The sequence below is a fragment of the Pseudomonas sp. NPDC087358 genome, from assembly GCF_044900785.1.
In the GTDB taxonomy this organism is placed as follows: domain Bacteria; phylum Pseudomonadota; class Gammaproteobacteria; order Pseudomonadales; family Pseudomonadaceae; genus Aquipseudomonas.
The window spans coordinates 692,118-712,307 of the sequence record NZ_JBJDOA010000001.1; the positions used below are offsets into that span (position 1 = coordinate 692,118).

Sequence of the window (20,190 nt, forward strand, 5' to 3'; positions counted from 1 at the left end):
CTCCCGGCCCCCCTCCCGCCTGCCCCCGCCACCCCCCCCACCCCACCCCCCCCCCCCCCGCCCCCCCCCCCCCCCCCCCCCCGCCCCCCCCCCCCCCCCCCCCCCCCCCCCCCCCCCCCCCCCCCCACCCCTCAGCTTTTCAGCATCAGTTGCTGCCTGTACCGCCGACCGTGATCGCATCGATCTTCAGCGTTGGCTGACCCACGCCTACCGGCACCGATTGCCCATCCTTGCCGCACGTCCCCACTCCGCTGTCCAGCGACAGGTCGTTGCCGACCATCGACACCCGGCTCATGCACTCAGGACCGTTGCCGATCAGCGTCGCGCCCTTGACTGGGGTGGTGATCTTGCCGTCTTCGATCAAATAGGCTTCGCTGGTGGAGAACACGAACTTGCCGCTGGTGATATCGACCTGACCGCCGCCCAGGTTGGCGCAGTAGATGCCTTTCTTCACCGAAGCGATGATTTCTGCCGGATCGCTCTGACCGCCGAGCATGTAGGTATTGGTCATGCGCGGCATCGGCAGGTGCGCATAGGATTCGCGACGACCGTTACCGGTGCGCGCCACACCCATCAGGCGGGCGTTGAGTTTGTCCTGCATGTAGCCCTTGAGCACGCCGTTCTCGATCAAGGTGGTGCATTCGGTTTTGGTGCCTTCATCGTCGACACTGAGCGAACCACGACGACCGGCCAGCGTGCCGTCGTCGACGATGGTGCAGAGCTTGGAAGCGACCATTTCGCCCATGCGCCCACTGTAGGCCGAACTGCCCTTGCGGTTGAAGTCGCCCTCCAGACCGTGCCCGACCGCCTCGTGCAACAGCACGCCGGACCAGCCGGAACCGAGCACCACAGGCAGCGTGCCCGCCGGCGCCGGAATCGCTTCAAGGTTGACCAGCGCCTGACGCAACGCTTCACGGGCATAACCCATGGCGCGGTCCTCAGTGAGGAAATAACGGTAGTCGGTACGGCCACCGCCACCATGGCCACCCCGCTCGCGGCGGCCATTTTGCTCGACGATCACGCTGACATTGAAGCGCACCAGAGGTCGCACATCGGCCGCCAGCCCGCCGTCGGTGGAGGCCACCAGAATGCGTTCCCAGACGCCGGCCATGCTTACCGTAACTTGCTGGATGCGTGGGTCCAGGGCACGGGTCGCAGCATCGACACGCTTGAGTAGCTCGACCTTCTCGGCACGAGTCATGACTTCCAGCGGGTTGTCAGGCGCATACAACTGGGCCACGTCCTGGGTGGTGAAGGCCTGCACCCGGCCGTTCTGGCCGGCACGGGAGATCGACCGCGCAGCGCGGGCGGCCTGTGTGAGGGCCTCAGGGGTAATCGCATTGCTGTAGGCGAAACCGGTCTTCTCACCCGATTGCGCGCGCACCCCGACACCTTGGTCGAGGTTGAAGCTGCCTTCCTTGACGATGCCGTCTTCCAGCGCCCAGGACTCGGAAATCTGCCCCTGGAAATACAGGTCGGCGGCGTCGATCCCGGGGCCGGCAAGCTCGCCCAGCACCGATTGCAGGCTGTCGATGCTCAGGCCGCCTGGCGCCAGTAGGTGTTCACTGACAGAGGACAAGTCGCTCATATTCACTCCGGGGTGTTGGCAGGCCGCAAGGCGCCCTGCGAAAAAAATCGCCGGTGATTCGACACCGGCATCCGCGCCCGTATGGACGCTTGCTCTTGACTGTCTCGCTCGGCGAGCAGCACGGCTGCACCCTGTGCCTGCTCGGCCAGCACGCGGCCCCATGGATCTATGATCGCCGCGTGTCCAAATGTTTCCCTGGGCCCTGGGTGCACCCCACCCTGCGCGGCCGCCAGTATGTAGCACTGGGTCTCGATGGCACGTGCGCGCAGCAGGATCTCCCAGTGCGCCGCGCCGGTCACGGCGGTAAAGGCCGAGGGCACGGTAATCAATTGAGCGCCTGCTTCACGCAGCGCGGTGTACAGCTCGGGGAAGCGCAGGTCATAACACACGGTCAGCCCCAGCCGTCCTACAGGTGTATCGGCGACCACCACGTTGCTGCCGTGGGCGTAGTCATCTGATTCACGATAACGTCCGCGGGCGTCGGCAACATCCACATCGAACAGATGCAGCTTGTCGTAACGCGCTACCTGCTCCCCATGATCGTCGACCAACAGCGAACACGCGGTGACTTTGTCCTGCGGCCGGTCTTGAGGCGGCAAAGGCAATGTCCCGGCGACAATCCATAACTTGAGGTCGCGGGCGGCAAGTTTCAACCATGGCAGGATCGGGCCTTGGCCCAACGCTTCGGCACGGCCGATGGCTGCGATGTCGCGGCGGCCCATGGCGGCGAAGTTTTCCGGCAGCACCGCCAGCGCAGCGCCCGACGCCGCAGCCTGCTCTAGCAGGCCACGAGCCTGGGCCAGATTGCCCTCGACATCGCTCTGGCTGACCATCTGAATCACGGCAAAGGACATGGGCGCTCCTTGATTGATAGACCTGCACTGTACTCCAAGACACTGCGACCTGCTTCTGGCCGGAGGCCGTGGGAGGCCAGCTTGCTGCCGATCTGGCGCGAAGCGGTCGCAAAACCTGACGATCCGGTTATGTCTGACACACCGAGCCCGCCGATTTACAACTGCTGCGAAGCCGATCGCGAGCAAGCCTCGCTCCTACGCCCTCCGGGCAGACGCCGGTCCAGGCGGCTCCGCGCCTTATTGGCCAGGCAAATCACTGCGGCTTCTCGAACGGTTTATCAAAGGTGATTTTAGGCTCTTTCCACGGCCCTTCGACCTTGTATTGCACGCTGGCAAAGCGCGCCACACGATCGCCCAGCAGCTTGTCGACCAGAAACAGCGCGCCACCGATTGCCGGCGCGCCGACGATCAGTGCCGCAATCGGCAGGTTATTGGTCACCGGCAGGGTCACCAGCAGTTTGGCGTCGACCCGATCGCGCACCATATCCAGCGTGCCATTGAGCTCCAGGTTGCTCGACGGGCCGATCATGGTGATCGGGTCGCGGGTGACATACACCCCGTCACTGGCCACCAGCAGCCCCTTGACCCGGTCATAACTCAAACCCTTGCTCAGCAGGTCGGAAAAATCCAGACGCAGACGGCGGCCGATGGAATTGAAATTGAGCAGACCGAACACTCGCAACGCCTGCGCCCCGCCCTCCACTTCGACGAACTGGCCGTTCTTGAGGGTGGCATCAAGGCTGCCCGAGTAACGCTTGAGGCCGACCCAGGCCGGTGATCCCGGCCAGCGCCCATCAGCGTTCAATTCGAACGCCTGGCTGGTGACGGTGGGCGCAAAGCCCCAGGCCTGAAGCACATCGGCCAGATTTTTGCCGCTGACCTGGCCCTTGTACCAACTGGTGGTTGCACCGGGAGTGCCTTCCCAGCCGCCAGCGCCCTGCAGCAGCACGCCCTTGAGCCCCATGTTCAGGTCGGCCAACTGAATACCATTGGCGGTGGGACGGACCTTGAGCGACCAGGCGCCGACCAGTTGATCACCCTGGAACAGCTGGGTGATCTTGATGTTCATCGCCGGGATGTTGTGCGGGTCGACATCGGCCAGCGGGTCTGGCGCGTTCTCCACCACGGCTGCGTTCGGATCCGGCGCGGGCAGGCGTACATAAAGCAGGTTGATATCAGCCGGCATGGCCTTGTTGTCCGGCAAGGTGGCGGTGCCTTTTGCTTTCGAACTGTCCAGCGACAGCCCCCAACCGACGTCGCTGCGCTTGAGCTGGACGCTCACCTGATCCAGGGTCGTGCCCATGGCTGTCAGCTTGCCGATCTGCAGATCGACACCGTTGAGCAACTGTTTGGCGCTGCCACCCGGATCGTTGCCTGCATAGCGCTCGACCATCGCCTGCCACGGCGCGATGTCCAGCTCAGGCAACGAACCGCGCACCCGCAAGCCTTTGGCGTCGGGGACGATGGCCCCGCCCTGCCCGAGGAACAGCTCACCGCGCCCGTCTGCGAATTTGCCGGCCGGGGCGGCAAACGCCAGATTGGCGAGATTGCCGTAGCCCACGCCGATACGCCGCTCCGGGCCCTGCAGGTTCATACGAAAATCGGTGTCGCGGGTCTCGTCAGCGGTCTTGCCGAAGGGCGCCGGCAGATCGACTGCCACGCCCTTGAGGTTGGAATTGATCAACAACTGGCTGTCGGCACCGTTGAGCGTGATCTGCAACTGATAAGGCAGATCGCCCGACACCGGCAGCGGTTGAGTGATGCCCTGCCAGTCGGTGAGTCGCTTGGCGGCAATCTGGCTGCTGGCGGTGATGCGGGTGACCGGCGCACCCGGCTTGCCTTCGGCGAAGATCTCGGCAGCCACTGGTTTGTCGAACGCCATCGCCTTGATGTTCTTGCCGCTCAGGCCCTTGGCGTAATCAAAGCGGAAATTACCCTTGAGTTGAGTCAGGTCCAGCACCGGATCCGGCAGCCTGAGCCGGGCGTTGTCGGTGTTGAAGTCCACCGCAACCTTGGGCTCCTGGCCCTTGACCAGCGGAATGTCCAGATTGATGTGGCCCTGCAGCGGCCCCTCGGCCTGCCAGCCTGCGAAGGTCTGCGCGGTGCCAATAGGCGCCTCCTGCAGAATCTTCATGCCGTCCTGCAGGCTGCCATTGAAGTCGCCATCCACCAGCAGATGGCTGGTCTGGCCGGACGCTACGTGCGGTACGTCCACGGCGACGTTGCGCACCTGGGTGCCGAGCAGCTGCCCCTTGGTGGCACGGATGCGCACACCACTGTTCTCGACGAAAACATTGCCGTCCACACCCGTCAGCTGCGGCCAGCCCGGCTGGAAGGCAAGATCGGCGTCGCGCACCTTGAAGAACAGGCTGATCACCCGCGCCACATCCGGCGCGTCGTGGCTGATCGAGCCCTGATACTGGAAGAAGCTCTGATCGACGTGACCGCTGACAATTGCGGTGCGCAACCACTGATCCAGCGCCGGGCTGAGGACTGCCGGCAGATACTTGGAGGTGTAGCGACCATCGGCATCGACCAGTCCGACACGCAGGTCCATGTAGTCTTCCTGAGTGTGGTCCAAATGCAGGCGGATCAGGAAGTCGCTGGCGATCTTGCCTTCATCGCCCACTACCTTGATGTACGGCGCAATGAGGGTGAACACTTGATCGTCCAGCGCCCAGGTCAGACGCGCTTCGGCGTGGCGATAGTTCCACGGGTTCTTGAAGATCGGGTCCAGATGCAGCATGAAATCGTCGGTGTTCAGGCGCAGCTCGCCCTGCCCCAGATCACCGCTGATGGCGCCGCTGACGTTACCGGCGGCAGGCGCGCCGTGATAGGCATCGAAGCCGACCTTGTCCAGATTGGCGGCAAAACTGAGTTTTTTCGCGCCTTCGGCCTGTGGCCGGTAATCGAGCAGCACGTTGCGCAGGCTACCGGTGACCTTCAGATGATCGAGCACGGCCATCAGGTTATCGGGCAGCGGCGCCAGGGAGTCGAGCAGCGGTGTGACGGGCGTCAGGTCCAGCCGGTCAGCCTGAACATGCCACAGCGCCTGGCTGTCGGAGGTGGCAGCGGTCTGCTTGAGCTGAATGCGGCTTTCCCAGCGCTTTTTGGCAATGTCCATCGCCAGTGAGTCCAGGGCCAGGGTGAAGCCGTTGTCGTCACGTTCAAACCAGGCATTGAGCGCCAGATTGTCGATTTTCGACGCTTTGCGGTCGGCGTAGGCGCCTTTGAACTGCGGCGCATTGAGCCGGGCGACGGCGGTTTGCAGAGTGCCTTTGCCCCAAGTCAGCCAGAACTCGCCGCCGGCCTTGAGGTTATTGATTTTCCAGCCGCCGGTCAGGCTTTTCGGCAACCAGTGCGACCAGTCGCTTTGCGGCAGGCTCAGATACGCCTCGGCGGCGGCATCGCGCCAGGCGCTGGCTTGCATTCTGGAACGGATGTTGAGCGACAGCGGCTGACCGTCGGGCAAGGTCACGCGGGCATCCAGACGCTGATGAAAGCGCCCGGTCTGGAGGGTCAGGCTGACGTAGGTCAGGGTCAGCGGCGCCTGTTCGTAAGGCTGCAGGGTGATTTGGCTGTCAAACAGCGACAGCTGCGAGATCATCTGCATCTGGGTCAGTACCTGCTCGGGATCGAACGGCTTGTCCTCCTGCACCGGCAAGCCCTGAATCGCCCAGTGCCCGTCCTTGTCCTCCTTGAGCCCGAACTGCAGGCCGTCAAGTTCAAGCCGGGCGATACGCACCTGTCGTGCCTTGATGCTGGCCCACAGATCAGGCACCGCTCGCACATGATCAAGTCGGACCGAGGCGGTGCCCTGGCCGACCATCACGTCACGCGCTACGAAGACCGGCGCGAAACCGCTCCAGCTGCCCTCAAGACGTCCAATGCTGACCGGCATGCCCACGGCCGCCTGAGCCTTGACCTCGACGTCGGCGCGGTACTCGGCGACCATCGGCACCAATTGACGGCCCACGCTGACGTATAAGGCCACCAGCACCACGACCAGCGCGCACAGACTCAAGCCCCAACGGGTCAGGGCCGCCAGCAAACGCGTCAGAGGCTGCATGGCGCCGAGCCTCCGTGTGCTGACGCTGCCCATGGCGACCGGCTCGAGGGTGCAGGTGGTTTTACGACCGGGAGGTGCTCATTCGCCACGCATAGTTCTCTTTGAAGGGCATCCCTGCCATCGGCCCGTGGGGCTCGGTTTTTCTGATTCGGGCAACCGCGCAGTGGTCTGCACGGCGCCCTGGAGCTTACAGAGTCGCGATCAAGCACACTCAGAGCAGCACAACGTCGTATTGTTCCTGGGAATACATGGTTTCGACCTGAAAACGAATGGTCCTGCCGATGAAGGCTTCCAGCTCCGCGACGTTGCCCGACTCTTCATCGAGCAGGCGATCGACCACTTTCTGGTTGGCCAACACCCTGTAGCCCACCGCCTGATAAGCGCGGGCTTCACGCAGAATCTCGCGGAAGATCTCGTAACAGATGGTTTCCGGGGTTTTCAGTTTGCCGCGACCCTGGCAACTGCTGCATGGCTCGCACAACACCTGCTCCAGGCTTTCACGGGTGCGCTTGCGGGTCATTTGCACCAGCCCAAGCTCGGTGATGCCGATGATGTTGGTCTTGGCGTGGTCGCGCTCCAGCTGCTTCTCCAGCGTGCGCAGGACCTGCCGTTGATGTTCACCGTCTTCCATGTCGATGAAGTCGATGATGATGATCCCGCCCAGATTACGCAGGCGCATCTGCCGGGCAATGGCGGTGGCCGCTTCCAGATTGGTCTTGAAGATGGTTTCTTCGAGATTGCGATGACCGACGAAGGCGCCGGTGTTGACGTCGATGGTGGTCATCGCCTCCGCCGGGTCGATCACCAGATAGCCGCCGGACTTGAGCGGCACCTTGCGCTCCAGCGCGCGCTGGATTTCGTCCTCGACGCCATACAGGTCGAAAATCGGCCGCTCGCCTGGGTAATGCTCCAGGCGATCGGCGATTTCCGGCATCAGCTCGGCGACGAACTGAGTAGTCTTCTGAAAGGTTTCCCTGGAGTCGATGCGGATCTTCTCGATCTTCGGGCTGACCAGGTCGCGCAAGGTACGCAAGGCCAGGCCCAGGTCTTCGTAGATCACGCTGGCAGGGCTGATGGTCTTGATCTGCTCACCGATCTGGTCCCACAAGCGGCGCAGGTAGCGGATGTCCATCATGATTTCATCGGCCCCGGCGCCTTCGGCTGCGGTGCGCAGGATAAAACCGCCCTTCTCCTTGATCCCTTCCTTGGCCACGCAATCGCTGACCACCTGCTTGAGGCGCTCGCGCTCGGCTTCGTCCTCGATCTTCAGCGAGATGCCGACATGGGCGGTGCGCGGCATGTACACCAGATAGCGCGAAGGAATGGACAACTGAGTGGTCAGGCGCGCGCCCTTGCTGCCGATCGGGTCTTTGGTGACCTGCACCACCAGGCTCTGGCCTTCATGGACCAGCGAGCTGATGGTTTCCACCGCCGGGCCTTCACGCATGGAAATTTCCGAGGCGTGAATGAACGCTGCGCGATCCAGACCGATGTCGATGAATGCCGCCTGCATGCCGGGCAGCACGCGCACGACCTTGCCTTTGTAAATGTTGCCAACGATGCCGCGACGCTGGGTCCGCTCGACGTGCACCTCTTGCAGAACCCCGTTCTCAACGACGGCCACGCGCGACTCCATCGGCGTGATGTTGATCAGAATCTCTTCACTCATGGCTTGTCACCTTCCAGGCATTGCCAACAGGGTATGCCGAAACGCGCCAGCATTTCTGCGGTTTCGCACAATGGCAGGCCAACCACTGCCGAATAACTGCCGCTGAGGCTTTCGACGAACACCGCGCCCAGTCCCTGAACGCCGTAGCTTCCGGCCTTGTCGCAGGGTTCGCCACTGGCCCAGTAGGCTTGCGCTTCTTGGGGTGTGATGCTGCGAAAACGCACGCGACTGCTGACAACCCGGGTTTCACAATGCTGCTCATCGACCACGGCAACGGCGGTCAGCACTTCGTGTTCGCGGTTCGACAACGCAGCGAGCATGGCCAGGGATTCGGCCTCGTCGGCGGGTTTGCCCAGGATGCGACCGTCGAGCACTACGGCGGTGTCGGCGCCAAGCACACAGGCGGTGGGATAAGCGGGATCGTTGGCCAGCTGCAGCAGCCCGGCATCGGCCTTGCCGCGAGCAAGCCGCTCGACATAAGCAGCCGGGGACTCGCCCTGGAGCGGGGTTTCATCGATATCGGCGCTGAGGGTGGTAAACGGCACACCTATTTGCGTCAGCAGCTCACGACGGCGAGGGGAACCGGAGGCGAGAAGAAGTTGGGGCATGGGACGTCTCCGTGTCATTGATCACAAGCTTAGGCGTTGCGTTAGAACGGGTGACTCTTCCTCTGACGACAGCTGTTTGTGACGTCATGCACGCTGGCAAATCGGACACAAACCTCGCTTCTGCCCGGAGGGCGTGGGAGCAAGCTTGCTCGCGATCTGGCGCGCAGCGGCAGTGAATCCAGACACCTTGGGTGTGTCAGACACACCGCGTTTGCAGGGTTTACTGCCGCTTCCCGGCAAATCGCAGGACAAACCACGTTCCTACGGCCTGCGGCCAGAATCAAGCGCGCTCAAGCGGCGTCCTCAGTTGATCTTCAAGCGCAGGCGCAGGCCACGCAGGCCGTAGCTCACCCAGGGCCAGAGCAGCGCGCTGACCAACGCCGGCAGGACCAGCGCCAGGGTTGGCTGGCGGTTGCCGGTCAGGGCGCTGAGCCACAGCTGCACCAGCTGCGCGAGGCCGAAGATCACCAGAATCACCAGGCATTGCTGCCACATCGGGAACATGCGCAAGCGCTGCTGCAGCGACAGTACCAGGAAGGTGATCAGCGTCAGGATCAACGCATTCTGTCCCAGTAGCGTCCCATACAGCACATCTTCGGCCAGGCCCAACATCCAGGCGGTGACCATGCCGATCTTGTGCGGAAGCGCCAGGGCCCAGAATGCCAAGAGCAAGGCGAGCCAGAGCGGGCGAAAGATTTCCATGAACTGCGGAAGCGGCGAAACACTGAGCAACAGGCCGATGACGAACGTCAGCCAGACCACCCAGCCGTTTCGTGCGGGAGCGTGACGAGCCATTATTCTTCCCTCGAGCGCGGCGTCGCCGGAGCAGCAGCCGGGGTTGCCGGTTTGGCCGCTGGCGGCTTTGTCGCAGGTTTGGCGGCCGGTTTGCTCGCTGCAGGCTTGGCGGGAGCGGGCGCAGGCGACGCCGGCGCAGCGACGGCAGTGGCCGCTGGGGCGGTCGATGGGCCATGCGCCGCAGCCGGCTTGGGCACCGTCGCCGGGACCACCGGTTTGTTTGGCGTGGCCGCAGGCGTGGCGCCCGGTACAGTCGCAGACGGCACCGCGGATGGGTCCGCTGCCTGGCGGTCCAGGGATTCCTGCTGTTGCGCCGCATCGGCAGCACGCTCTTCGGGCGAACGCCCGTCGGAGAACACCAGCAACAGGTAGCGGCTACGGTTCAGCGCCGCAGTCGGCACGGCGCGAACGATCGCGAAAGGCTGTCCGGAATCGTGAATCACTTCCTTGACCGTCGCCACCGGATAACCCGCGGGGAAGCGCTGCCCCAGGCCCGAACTGACCAACAGGTCGCCTTCCTTGATGTCGGCGGTATCGGCCACATGGCGCAGCTCCAGGCGCTCCGGGTTGCCGGTGCCGCTGGCAATTGCGCGCAGGCCATTACGATTGACCTGCACCGGAATGCTGTGGGTGGTGTCGGTCAGCAGCAGCACCCGGGAGGTGTAGGGCATCAACTCGACCACCTGGCCCATCAGGCCACGCGCGTCGAGCACCGGCTGGCCCAGCACCACGCCGTCGCGCTCACCCTTGTTGATGATGATGCGATGGGTGAAGGGATTGGGGTCCATGCCGATCAGTTCCGCCACTTCGACCTTCTCGTTGACCAGCGCCGAGGAGTTGAGCAACTCGCGCAGGCGCACGTTCTGCTCGGTCAAGGCCGCCAGTTTCTGCAGGCGGCCCTGCAGCAGCAGGTTCTCGGTCTTGAGTTTTTCGTTTTCAGCGGCAAGCTCGGTGCGGCTGCCGAACTGGCTGGCGACGCCCTGATACAGACGCTCCGGCAGATCGGCAATCCAGTAGGACTGCATCAACACCAGCGACATCTGGCTGCGCACCGGCTTGAGCAGAGTGAAGCGCGCGTCGACGACCATGACGGCCACGGACAGGACGACCAGCACCAACAGACGAACGCCCAGCGACGGGCCCTTTGAGAAAAGCGGTTTAATGGGCCGCTCCTTCCAGGGATGCTTGTGTTTGGCTGTGCTTATTCATGCGACATGAAACCGGCCTGGTGCGGGTTGACGGAAATACAGCGTGTCTGATTTGTAACATCGCGCCTGCAACATTGCGACAGCACGTCAACAAATCAGACACACACGAGCAGCATCGAGCGATGCTGCCCTTCGAGCTCAACAGGGTAGCGTTCCGGCGACTTATTCGCTGGAAAGCAGGTCCATGGTGTGCTTGTCCATCATTTCCAGCGCACGGCCACCGCCACGCGCCACACAGGTCAGCGGGTCTTCGGCGACGATGACCGGCAGACCGGTCTCCTGGGCCAGCAGTTTGTCCAGGTCACGCAGCAACGCGCCACCACCGGTCAGCACCAGGCCGCGCTCGGCGATATCCGATGCCAGTTCTGGCGGAGACTGTTCCAGTGCGCTCTTGACCGCCTGAACGATGGTTGCCAGGGATTCCTGCAACGCTTCCAGCACTTCGTTGGAGTTCAGGGTGAAGGCACGTGGCACGCCTTCTGCCAGGTTACGGCCGCGTACGTCGACTTCACGCACTTCGCCGCCCGGGTAGGCCGTACCGATTTCCTGCTTGATGCGCTCTGCGGTGGATTCACCGATCAGGCTACCGTAGTTGCGGCGCACGTAAGTGATGATCGCTTCGTCGAAACGGTCGCCACCCACGCGAACGGATTCGGCGTAGACCACACCGTTGAGCGAGATCAGGGCGATTTCAGTGGTACCACCACCGATGTCGACGACCATCGACCCGCGTGCTTCTTCAACCGGCAGGCCGGCACCGATGGCAGCGGCCATGGGTTCTTCGATCAGGAATACTTCACGTGCGCCGGCACCCAGGGCCGATTCGCGAATGGCGCGACGCTCAACCTGAGTGGACTTGCACGGTACGCAGATCAGAACGCGAGGGCTTGGCTGCAGGAAGCTGTTTTCGTGAACCTTGTTGATGAAGTACTGGAGCATTTTTTCGCACACGCTGAAATCGGCGATAACGCCGTCTTTCATCGGACGAATGGCAGCGATGTTGCCCGGGGTACGACCCAGCATGCGCTTGGCTTCCATCCCGACAGCAACGACGCTCTTCTGATTTCCGTGGGTCCGAATGGCCACAACCGATGGCTCGTTCAGGACAATACCGCGCTCACGCACGTAAATAAGGGTGTTGGCAGTGCCCAGGTCGATGGAAAGATCGCTGGAAAACATGCCACGCAGTTTCTTGAACATGGGAAAGGGACCCTAGGGAACGCGTGGGTAAAAAAGTGCGGCAAACTCTAACAACGACAGGGATTTTGGGCAAGGAGCCAATATGCTAAATTGGCGGTTTTCCGAGCACTACCCTCGACGTTCGCGGCCTTATGACCGTTTAAATGGCGTAGTGTTCCGCAATCTGACGTACGGCTCATTCCGTACGCATTCCACTGGAGAACCCCATGGCGCTTGATCGCTCCGACGTGGAAAAAATCGCTCATCTGGCCCGACTGGGCCTCAATGACGCCGATATTCCGCGTACTACTGAATCATTGAACAGCATTCTCGGCCTGATCGACCAGATGCAAGCGGTCGACACTACCGCAATCGAACCCCTTGCGCATCCGCTTGAAGCCTCGCAACGCCTGCGTGAAGACGCGGTCACCGAGGTCAATCACCGCGATTCCTATCAAGCCATCGCACCAGCGGTCGAAGACGGCCTGTATCTGGTTCCGAAAGTCATCGACTAAGGGAATGTGCCTGCAATGCATCAAATGACTATGGCAGAGATCGCTCGCGGTCTGGCCGATAAAAAGTTTTCTTCCGAAGAATTGACCCGCACCCTGCTGGCGCGTATCGCCCAGCTGGACCCGCAGCTCAACAGCTTCATTTCCGTCACCGAAGACCTGGCCATCACTCAGGCCCAGGCTGCCGATGCCCGTCGCGCCGCAGGCGAAGCCGGCGCATTGCTCGGCGTCCCCCTGGCGCACAAGGATCTGTTCTGCACCAAGGGCATCCGTACCAGCTGCGCCTCGAAGATGCTCGACAACTTCAAGGCGCCGTATGACGCGACCATCGTCGCCAGGCTGGCCGCCGCCGGCACCGTGACGCTGGGCAAGACCAACATGGACGAGTTCGCCATGGGTTCGGCCAACGAATCCAGCCACTATGGCGCGGTGAAAAACCCGTGGAATCTTGAGCATGTACCCGGCGGCTCGTCCGGTGGTTCCGCTGCCGCGGTTGCCGCTCGCCTGCTGCCGGCTGCCACCGGCACCGATACCGGTGGCTCGATTCGCCAGCCTGCCGCACTGACCAACTTGACCGGCCTGAAACCGACCTACGGTCGCGTATCGCGTTGGGGCATGATTGCCTATGCGTCCAGTCTAGACCAAGCCGGCCCGATGGCGCGCACCGCCGAAGATTGCGCCTTGCTGCTGCAAGGCATGGCCGGATTCGACATCAACGATTCCACCAGCATCGACGAGCCGGTCCCCGACTACAGCGCCAGCCTCGGCCAGTCGCTGCAAGGCCTGCGCATCGGCGTACCGAAGGAATACTTCAGCGCCGGTCTCGATCCGCGCATCGCCGACCTGGTCATGGCCAGTGTCGAGGAGCTGAAAAAGCTCGGCGCGGTGGTCAAGGAAGTCAGCCTGCCAAACCTGCAGCACGCGATCCCGGCCTACTACGTGATCGCCCCGGCCGAGGCTTCTTCCAACCTGTCGCGTTTCGACGGCGTGCGCTTCGGCTACCGTTGCGAAAACCCCAAGGACCTGACCGATCTGTACAAGCGCTCCCGTGGCGAAGGTTTCGGCCCTGAGGTGCAACGCCGGATCATGGTCGGCGCCTATGCGCTGTCCGCCGGTTACTACGACGCCTACTACCTGCAAGCGCAGAAGATCCGACGCCTGATCAAGAACGATTTCATGACCGCCTTCACCGAAGTCGACGTGATCCTGGGCCCGACCACGCCGAACCCGGCCTGGAAAATCGGCGCCAAGAATGCCGACCCGATCGCCGAGTATCTGGAAGACTTCTACACCATCACCGCCAACCTGGCGGGCCTGCCGGGCCTGTCGATGCCAGCTGGTTTCGCCGACGGTCTGCCGGTGGGCGTGCAATTGCTGGCGCCGTACTTCCAGGAAGGTCGTCTGCTCAATGTTGCCCACCAGTATCAGCAAGTCACTGACTGGCATCTTCGTTCACCTGCCGGCTTCTGAGGAGAAAACACATGCAATGGGAAGTCGTCATCGGGCTGGAGATTCACACCCAGCTCACCACCCAATCGAAGATTTTCTCCGGTAGCGCCACCACGTTCGGCTCCGAGCCCAACACCCAGGCCAGCCTCGTCGACTTGGGCATGCCCGGCACGCTGCCGGTGCTGAACAAGGAAGCCGTGCGGATGGCGGTCAAGTTCGGCCTGGCGATCGACGCCGAAATCGGCCAGCACAACGTGTTCGCGCGCAAGAACTACTTCTACCCGGACCTGCCCAAGGGTTATCAGATCAGCCAGATGGAGCTGCCGATCGTCGGTAAGGGCCACCTGGACATCACCCTGGAAGACGGCACCATCAAGCGCATCGGCGTGACCCGCGCGCACCTTGAAGAAGACGCCGGCAAGAGCCTGCACGAAGACTACAGCGGTATGACCGGCATCGACCTGAACCGCGCCGGCACGCCGCTGCTGGAGATCGTTTCCGAACCGGACATGCGCTCGGCCAAGGAAGCGGTCGCCTACGTCAAGGCCATGCATGCGCTGGTGCGCTACCTGGGCATCTGCGACGGCAACATGGCCGAAGGTTCGCTGCGTTGCGACTGCAACGTGTCGATTCGCCCGGTCGGCCAGGTCGAATTCGGCACCCGCTGCGAGATCAAGAATGTCAACTCCTTCCGTTTCATCGAGAAGGCGATCAACAGCGAGATTCAGCGCCAGATCGACCTGATCGAAGACGGTGGCAAGGTCATCCAGCAGACTCGCCTGTACGACCCGAACACCAACGAAACCCGCGCCATGCGCAGCAAGGAAGAAGCCAACGACTACCGTTACTTCCCCGACCCTGATCTGCTGCCAGTGGTCATCGAGGACTCGTTCCTGGAGCAGACCCGCGCCACCCTGCCGGAATTGCCACCGCAGAAACGCGAGCGTTTCCAGTCGCAGTTCGGCCTGTCGCTGTACGACGCCAGCGTGCTGGCCTCCAGCCGCGAGCAGGCCGACTACTTCGAAAAGGTGGTCAGCATCGCGGGCGACGCCAAGCTTGCCGCCAACTGGGTCATGGTCGAGCTGGGTTCGCTGCTGAACAAGCAAGGTGTCGAGATCGACGAATCGCCGGTCAGCGCCGAGCAACTGGGCGGCATGCTGCAGCGCATCAGCGACAACACCATCTCGGGCAAGATCGCCAAGATGGTCTTCGAGGCCATGGCCAACGGTGAAGGCAGTGCCGATGAGGTCATCGAAAAACGCGGCCTCAAGCAAGTGACCGACAGCGGCGCCATCGAGTCGATTCTCGACGACGTGCTGATCGCCAATGCCGAGCAGGTTGAACAGTATCGCGCCGCCGATGAAGCCAAACGCGGCAAGATGTTCGGCTTCTTCGTCGGTCAGGCGATGAAAGCGTCCAAAGGCAAGGCCAACCCGCAGCAGGTCAACGATCTGTTGAAGCGCAAGCTGGAAGGCTGATGCACAGCGCCTGATCTGGAACTTTCGGCATCAGGACCGGCCAAATCGCGAGCAAGCTCACGCCTACAGTGAATCGCAAGACCCTGTAGGCGTGAGCTTGCTCGCGATAAGGTCACCCCAGGCAACGCAGAATTGCCGGGCCAAATTTCTCAAAGGACTGTACCCATGTGGCGGCTGTTCGGCGCTTGCGCCCTGATTTCCCTGCTGGCCGGCTGCGCCAGTGAAGGCATCATCGATCCACACGGTTACAACGCCACCGGCGGCGCCTCGTTCTATGGCTCCCGCCACCAGGGCAAGCGCACCGCCAGCGGTGAGCGCTTCAACCAGAGTTCCCTGACTGCCGCCCACCGCCAGTTGCCTTTCGGCACCCGGGTGCAAGTCACCAACCTGGACAATGATCGCAAGGTCATCGTCCGTATCAACGATCGCGGCCCGCACACGCGCGGCCGGTTGATCGACGTATCGCGTGCAGCGGCCGAACAATTGGGTATGCTGCGCAGCGGAACCGCCCAAGTACGGGTGCAAGCCCTCGACGACTGACCGATCCAAAGGTGCCCTGAATTCTCGCCCTATCGACCCTGCCACTGCCCACGCTGATCGAGCTGGTCTGCGGCCTGCTGCTGATGATCATCGGTGCCGAGCTGTCGGTGCGTGCCGCCGTGGTTTTGGCTGCCCTGTTGAAAACCCGTCCGCTGTTCCTCGGTCTGACGGTGGTCGCCTTGGGCAGCAGTGCGCCGCAAATGGCTGTCGGCTTGCAGGCGGCACTGACTGACAGCACCGACATCGCCGTAGGCAGCGTCATCGGCAGCAACATCTTCAACATTCTGGTGACCCTCGGCCTGTCAGCGCTGATTATCCCGCTGCGGGTGGCTCGGCAACTGGTGCGGGTCGACCTGCCGCTGATGATCGGCGCCACCCTGCTGGTCGCGGCACTGGCGTGGAATGGCGAGTTGAGCGGGCTGGACGGCGTGGTCTTGCTGCTGGGCATGGCGCTGTACCTGGCGGTGGTGCTGCGCCAGTTCGCCCATGGTGCGCGGCATTTTGGTGAGCCGGATGCTGCACCACGACGCAAGATCGGGCCGATCCTGGGCCGGCTGACGTTGATGTCCTGTGGCCTGGCGCTGCTGATTCTGGGCAGCCATTTATTGGTGGGCGCGGCGGTGGTGGTCGCTCAGGACCTGGGTTTGTCGGAACGGGTGATCGGCCTGACGGTGATCGCCATTGCCACCTCCCTGCCAGCATTGATGACCTCGCTGATCGCGGCGCTGCGTGGCGAGCGCGATATCGCCGTCGGCAATATCATCGGCAGCAACCTGTTCAACCTGCTGGGGGTGCTGGGGGTGACCTCGTTGATCGCCTCCGGCCCGCTGTCGATCTCACCCAACGCGCTGGACTTCGACCTGCCGGTGATGCTTGGCGTCGCCGTCCTGTGCCTGCCGCTGTTCTATTCGGGATACCGGATCACGCGGATTGAAGGCCTGCTGCTGCTGGGGTTGTACGCGGTGTACGGGCTGCACATCGTCTCGTTCACCACCGGCATGCCGCTGGCCGACCGACTGGAGCGCCTGATGATCCACTATGCGCTGCCGGTGTTGGGAGTGATGGTTTTGATCAGCACCGTCCGCGCGTGGCGCAGGCAGCATTGAAAAAACGCGCTTCTGATTCGGCCCGAACGGCGTGGGAGCCCTGCTTGCGCGCGATCTGTTGCGATGCAGCGATGGATCCATTCAACTGGGCCGTGTCAGGCAGATCACGGTCTTAGAATTTACTGCCGGTTCCCGGCAGATCGTTGGCAAGGTGGGGCGCGACCCCGGCACCTCTCACGCCCTCCGGCAGAAGCGTGATGCCCGGGTACCGCGCTTAAATCCACCCACCCCACTGCAAGATGAAAATCCCGATGTTGGTGGTCAGGGCCGCGGCCAGTGTCGTCATGACGATGATCGACGCCGCCAGCTCGTGATTACCCTCTGCGGCGCGGGCCATGACGAAGCTGGCGGACGCGGTCGGTGCGCCGAAGTACAGGAACAGGATACCCAGTTCGGCATGGCGAAAGCCCAACAGCCAAGCGCCCAGGGTGAAGATCAGCGGCAACCAGACCATCTTCATCAGGCTCGCGCTGACCGCCAGGCCACCGCTTTCGCGCAGCGATTTGAGCGACAAGGTGCCGCCGATGCACATCAGCGCCAACGGCAGGGTCATCTGAGCCAGGTAGCTGCCGGATGTATCGAGCCATTTCGGCAACCCGATGCCAAAGTAGGCAAAAGGCGTGGCTGCAACGATGCTGATGATCAGCGGGTTGGCCAACACGCTCTTGCAGATGCTCCACGGATCGGACTTGATCACCGGGCTGTAGACCGCCAGCACCACGGTTGAAAGGGTGTTGTAGAACAGGATCACCAGGGCCGCGAGAATCGCGCCCAGGGAGATCCCGTAGTCGCCGTACATACTCGCAGCCAGTGCCAGACCGATGACCCCGTTGTTGCCGCGAAACGCACCCTGGACGTAGATGCCGCGTTCGATAAACGGCACACGATAGATCGCCCAGCCCCAGACCAGCGCAAAACCGGCCAGTGTGGCAACGATGAAGTAGACCAGCACCCCCGGTTGCAGGGCCGCATGCAGGTCGGCGTGGATAATGCCCAGAAACAGCAACGCGGGCATGGTGCAGTTGAACACCAGCGAGGAGGCGGTATGGATGAAGCTGTCGTTGATCCAGCCGACACGTTTGAGCACCACCCCCAGAAACAACATGGCGAATACCGGTGCCGTGATGTTCAGGGTTTCCAGAAAGATTGCCAGCATGCACGCCAAACCCTGAGCCGTCGTTAGGTGGCTAATGATAGGCCAGCAGACGGCTAAGTGTTACCGGCAATTGCACGGTTATCGTACAACCACGGAAGAATTCGCAAAACCGGTGTAGGGGTGAGCTTGCTCGCGAGGCAGGGTGTCAGTCACCTGACCAAGCGCAGACAGATGGCTATCGCGAGCAAGCTCACTCCTACAGGGTTTAAGTCAGGCAGGGGTCACCGGCGCCAGCTTCTTCTCAAACACCGAAACCCCATCCAGATCGCGCAGGGTCACGGTCATTTCGCCGCTCTGTCCGTCGATGTTTACCTCGCCGAAGAACTGGAAGCCGGCAAACGGCGAGGTGTTCTGCGCAGGCGGGGCTTTCTGGAATACCAGTTCGGGGCCGAAAGTCTTGTCCAGCGTGTTGGGACCGTAGCTGCCGGCATTCAGCGGCCCTGCAACAAACTCCCAGAATGGATCGAAATCCTGGAACACCGCCTGGTCGGGGTGATAGTGATGCGCGGCGCAGTAGTGCACATCCGCAGTCAGCCATACGGTGTCGCGTATCTGCTGCTGGCGCAGGAAGCCGAGCAACTCGGCGACCTCCAACTCACGCCCTTTCGGCGCGCCATCGTCGGTGTTGGCGATCGCTTCCCAGCGCATCACACCGGGGCTGACTTCGCCATCCGGCACGCCCAGGCCGATCGGCATGTCGGCGGCGATGACTTTCCACTGCGCCCCCGACGCCTGCAACTCGCGCTTGAGCCAGTCCAGCTGCTCGCGTCCGAGAAACGCCGTGGTCGGCCCTGGCTGATCCGCCAGGTTGGCATCGTTGCCGTCGCGATAACTGCGCATGTCGAGCACGAACACATCGAGCATCGGCCCGTAGCTCAGCTTGCGATACACCCGCCCGCCGTTATCGGCCGATTGCAGACGCATGGGCGCGTACTCGAGAAACGCCTGACGCCCGCGCGCGGCCAGCAACTGAATGTCCTTGACCTGGTAGCGCTCATCCAGCTGTTTGCTCGGCGACCAGTTGTTGCTCACTTCGTGGTCATCCCACTGCCAGATCTGCGGCACTTGGGCGTTGAACCGGCGCAGGTTGTCGTCCATCAGGTTGTAGCGATAGGCGCCGCGATATTCGTCCAGGGTTTCGGCGACCTTGCTCTTCTCCTGCGTGGTGATATTGCGCCAGATCCGCCCACCCTCGGTGACCACTTCGGCGGGCACCGGGCCGTCGGCGTAAATGGTGTCGCCGCTGTGGATGAAGAAGTCCGGCAGGCGCAGGCGCATGGCCTCGTAGATGCGCATGCCGCCGATATCCGGATTGATTCCGAAACCCTGGCCGACGGTGTCGCCACTCCAGACAAAGCGGATGTCACGACGGGTCTGCGGTGCACTGCGCAGATGACCGAACCAGGGCTCGCTGGCGACGCCGGTCTGGGCATCTTCGAAGAACACTCGATAAAAGATCGCCTGGTCGGTGGGCAGCCCGGTCAGCTCGACGCGGGCGGTGTAGTCGGTGCGCTGGTCAGCCAGCAGCGAGATGGCGCGGCGCGGATTGCTGAACACACTGCGGGTGTCCCATTCGACCACCATGCGCGAGGGTCGGTCGCTGCGGCTCCAGACCATGGCACGATCGCCCAGCAGATCGCCGGACTGCACGCCATCGGTCATTTTCGGGCGGTCCTTGACCGAGGCGATGACCGCAGGCGCCAGGCCCGGCAAGAGTAATCCGGCGCCAGCAGCCTGGATGATGCGCCGGCGCGTCAGGTCGAACTGAGTCATGTCTGCTCCTCACAAGCGAATGCCAAAGAAAGGAACCTAACAACCGATTGTTTGCGCAATGTGACAGCGAGCCTGGAAAAAGATCATTGGCCGCCGCACATGCCCCTGTAGGCGTCAGCTTGCTTGCGATGGCGGTTGGGCGGCCGGCATCTTGCTGTCTGGCCTGACGCTATCGCGAGCAAGCTCACTCCTACAGTGGGACGTGA

15 protein-coding genes are annotated in these 20,190 nt (G+C 62.5%); 5 read left to right on the forward strand and 10 right to left on the reverse strand.

Annotated elements, in window-relative coordinates; all coding sequences use genetic code 11:
- Positions 1-145 precede the first annotated feature (145 nt).
- The 8 genes from tldD to mreB all read right to left on the reverse strand — a co-directional run bounded on the left by tldD (position 146) and on the right by mreB (position 11,991).
- Positions 146-1,588 (reverse strand): metalloprotease TldD, encoded by a 1,443-nt coding sequence (gene tldD / locus ACI2KS_RS03110; RefSeq protein WP_404617062.1) that lies wholly within the window; start codon positions 1,586-1,588, stop codon positions 146-148.
- Positions 1,589-1,590: 2 nt separating this feature from the next.
- Positions 1,591-2,442, reverse strand: coding sequence for a carbon-nitrogen hydrolase family protein (locus ACI2KS_RS03115; RefSeq protein ID WP_404617064.1), 852 nt, complete (start codon positions 2,440-2,442; stop codon positions 1,591-1,593).
- A 253-nt stretch (positions 2,443-2,695) separates the two neighbouring features.
- On the reverse strand, positions 2,696-6,511 hold the full coding sequence (locus ACI2KS_RS03120; RefSeq protein ID WP_404617065.1) for a YhdP family protein: 3,816 nt from the start codon (positions 6,509-6,511) through the stop codon (positions 2,696-2,698).
- Between the two features lie 211 nt (positions 6,512-6,722).
- The gene (gene rng, locus ACI2KS_RS03125) at positions 6,723-8,180 is read right to left on the reverse strand and encodes a ribonuclease G (protein ID WP_404617067.1); all 1,458 of its coding nucleotides are present in this window, start codon (positions 8,178-8,180) and stop codon (positions 6,723-6,725) included.
- Positions 8,177-8,788, reverse strand: coding sequence for a Maf family protein (locus ACI2KS_RS03130; RefSeq protein WP_404617069.1), 612 nt, complete (start codon positions 8,786-8,788; stop codon positions 8,177-8,179). Before ACI2KS_RS03130 ends, rng begins: the two co-directional genes overlap by 4 nt.
- Positions 8,789-9,091: 303 nt before the next feature.
- A complete protein-coding gene (gene mreD / locus ACI2KS_RS03135) occupies positions 9,092-9,583 on the reverse strand; it encodes a rod shape-determining protein MreD (RefSeq protein ID WP_037012599.1) in 492 nt (163 codons plus the stop codon).
- Positions 9,583-10,716 (reverse strand): rod shape-determining protein MreC, encoded by a 1,134-nt coding sequence (mreC, locus tag ACI2KS_RS03140; protein ID WP_404617264.1) that lies wholly within the window; start codon positions 10,714-10,716, stop codon positions 9,583-9,585. The genes mreD and mreC overlap by 1 nt, the downstream gene beginning before the upstream one ends.
- 237 nt (positions 10,717-10,953) lie before the next feature.
- Positions 10,954-11,991: a rod shape-determining protein MreB gene (mreB, locus tag ACI2KS_RS03145; RefSeq protein WP_020292894.1), complete on the reverse strand. Its 1,038-nt coding sequence runs from the start codon at positions 11,989-11,991 to the stop codon at positions 10,954-10,956.
- A 206-nt stretch (positions 11,992-12,197) separates the two neighbouring features.
- Between mreB and gatC the strand changes: the two genes are divergently transcribed.
- The 5 genes from gatC to ACI2KS_RS03170 all read left to right on the forward strand — a co-directional run bounded on the left by gatC (position 12,198) and on the right by ACI2KS_RS03170 (position 17,055).
- Complete coding sequence (gatC, locus tag ACI2KS_RS03150) at positions 12,198-12,485, forward strand: Asp-tRNA(Asn)/Glu-tRNA(Gln) amidotransferase subunit GatC (RefSeq protein ID WP_404617071.1); 288 nt, start codon at positions 12,198-12,200, stop codon at positions 12,483-12,485.
- A gap of 15 nt (positions 12,486-12,500) precedes the next feature.
- Positions 12,501-13,952 carry an Asp-tRNA(Asn)/Glu-tRNA(Gln) amidotransferase subunit GatA gene (gene gatA, locus ACI2KS_RS03155; protein WP_404617073.1) on the forward strand — a complete coding sequence of 484 codons (1,452 nt, stop codon included), beginning with the start codon at positions 12,501-12,503 and terminating at the stop codon, positions 13,950-13,952.
- Positions 13,953-13,963: 11 nt separating this feature from the next.
- Positions 13,964-15,409: an Asp-tRNA(Asn)/Glu-tRNA(Gln) amidotransferase subunit GatB gene (gatB, locus tag ACI2KS_RS03160; protein ID WP_404617075.1), complete on the forward strand. Its 1,446-nt coding sequence runs from the start codon at positions 13,964-13,966 to the stop codon at positions 15,407-15,409.
- Positions 15,410-15,574: 165 nt separating this feature from the next.
- Positions 15,575-15,949, forward strand: coding sequence for a septal ring lytic transglycosylase RlpA family protein (locus ACI2KS_RS03165; RefSeq protein ID WP_404617077.1), 375 nt, complete (start codon positions 15,575-15,577; stop codon positions 15,947-15,949).
- 53 nt (positions 15,950-16,002) lie between these two features.
- Positions 16,003-17,055, forward strand: coding sequence for a calcium/sodium antiporter (locus ACI2KS_RS03170; protein WP_404617266.1), 1,053 nt, complete (start codon positions 16,003-16,005; stop codon positions 17,053-17,055).
- Positions 17,056-17,269: 214 nt separating this feature from the next.
- Here the strand turns inward: ACI2KS_RS03170 and ACI2KS_RS03175 are convergent, their stop codons facing one another.
- Together ACI2KS_RS03175 and ACI2KS_RS03180 are read right to left on the reverse strand one after the other, a co-directional pair.
- Entirely contained in the window at positions 17,270-18,211 is a 942-nt protein-coding gene (locus tag ACI2KS_RS03175) for an AEC family transporter (RefSeq protein WP_404617079.1), read from the reverse strand.
- 210 nt (positions 18,212-18,421) lie between these two features.
- Positions 18,422-19,984 (reverse strand): alkaline phosphatase D family protein, encoded by a 1,563-nt coding sequence (locus tag ACI2KS_RS03180; RefSeq protein WP_404617081.1) that lies wholly within the window; start codon positions 19,982-19,984, stop codon positions 18,422-18,424.
- Positions 19,985-20,190 lie beyond the last annotated feature (206 nt).

Coding starts and splice junctions, on each gene's coding strand:
- mreB (WP_020292894.1), bottom strand. CDS start 11,991: ATGTTCAAGAAACTGCGTGGCATGTTTTCCAGCGATCTTTCCATCGAC.
- ACI2KS_RS03175 (WP_404617079.1), bottom strand. CDS start 18,211: ATGCTGGCAATCTTTCTGGAAACCCTGAACATCACGGCACCGGTATTC.
- ACI2KS_RS03165 (WP_404617077.1), top strand. CDS start 15,575: ATGTGGCGGCTGTTCGGCGCTTGCGCCCTGATTTCCCTGCTGGCCGGC.
- rng (WP_404617067.1), bottom strand. CDS start 8,180: ATGAGTGAAGAGATTCTGATCAACATCACGCCGATGGAGTCGCGCGTG.
- ACI2KS_RS03180 (WP_404617081.1), bottom strand. CDS start 19,984: ATGACTCAGTTCGACCTGACGCGCCGGCGCATCATCCAGGCTGCTGGC.
- gatB (WP_404617075.1), top strand. CDS start 13,964: ATGCAATGGGAAGTCGTCATCGGGCTGGAGATTCACACCCAGCTCACC.
- mreD (WP_037012599.1), bottom strand. CDS start 9,583: ATGGCTCGTCACGCTCCCGCACGAAACGGCTGGGTGGTCTGGCTGACG.
- ACI2KS_RS03115 (WP_404617064.1), bottom strand. CDS start 2,442: ATGTCCTTTGCCGTGATTCAGATGGTCAGCCAGAGCGATGTCGAGGGC.
- gatA (WP_404617073.1), top strand. CDS start 12,501: ATGCATCAAATGACTATGGCAGAGATCGCTCGCGGTCTGGCCGATAAA.
- tldD (WP_404617062.1), bottom strand. CDS start 1,588: ATGAGCGACTTGTCCTCTGTCAGTGAACACCTACTGGCGCCAGGCGGC.
- ACI2KS_RS03130 (WP_404617069.1), bottom strand. CDS start 8,788: ATGCCCCAACTTCTTCTCGCCTCCGGTTCCCCTCGCCGTCGTGAGCTG.
- ACI2KS_RS03120 (WP_404617065.1), bottom strand. CDS start 6,511: ATGCAGCCTCTGACGCGTTTGCTGGCGGCCCTGACCCGTTGGGGCTTG.
- gatC (WP_404617071.1), top strand. CDS start 12,198: ATGGCGCTTGATCGCTCCGACGTGGAAAAAATCGCTCATCTGGCCCGA.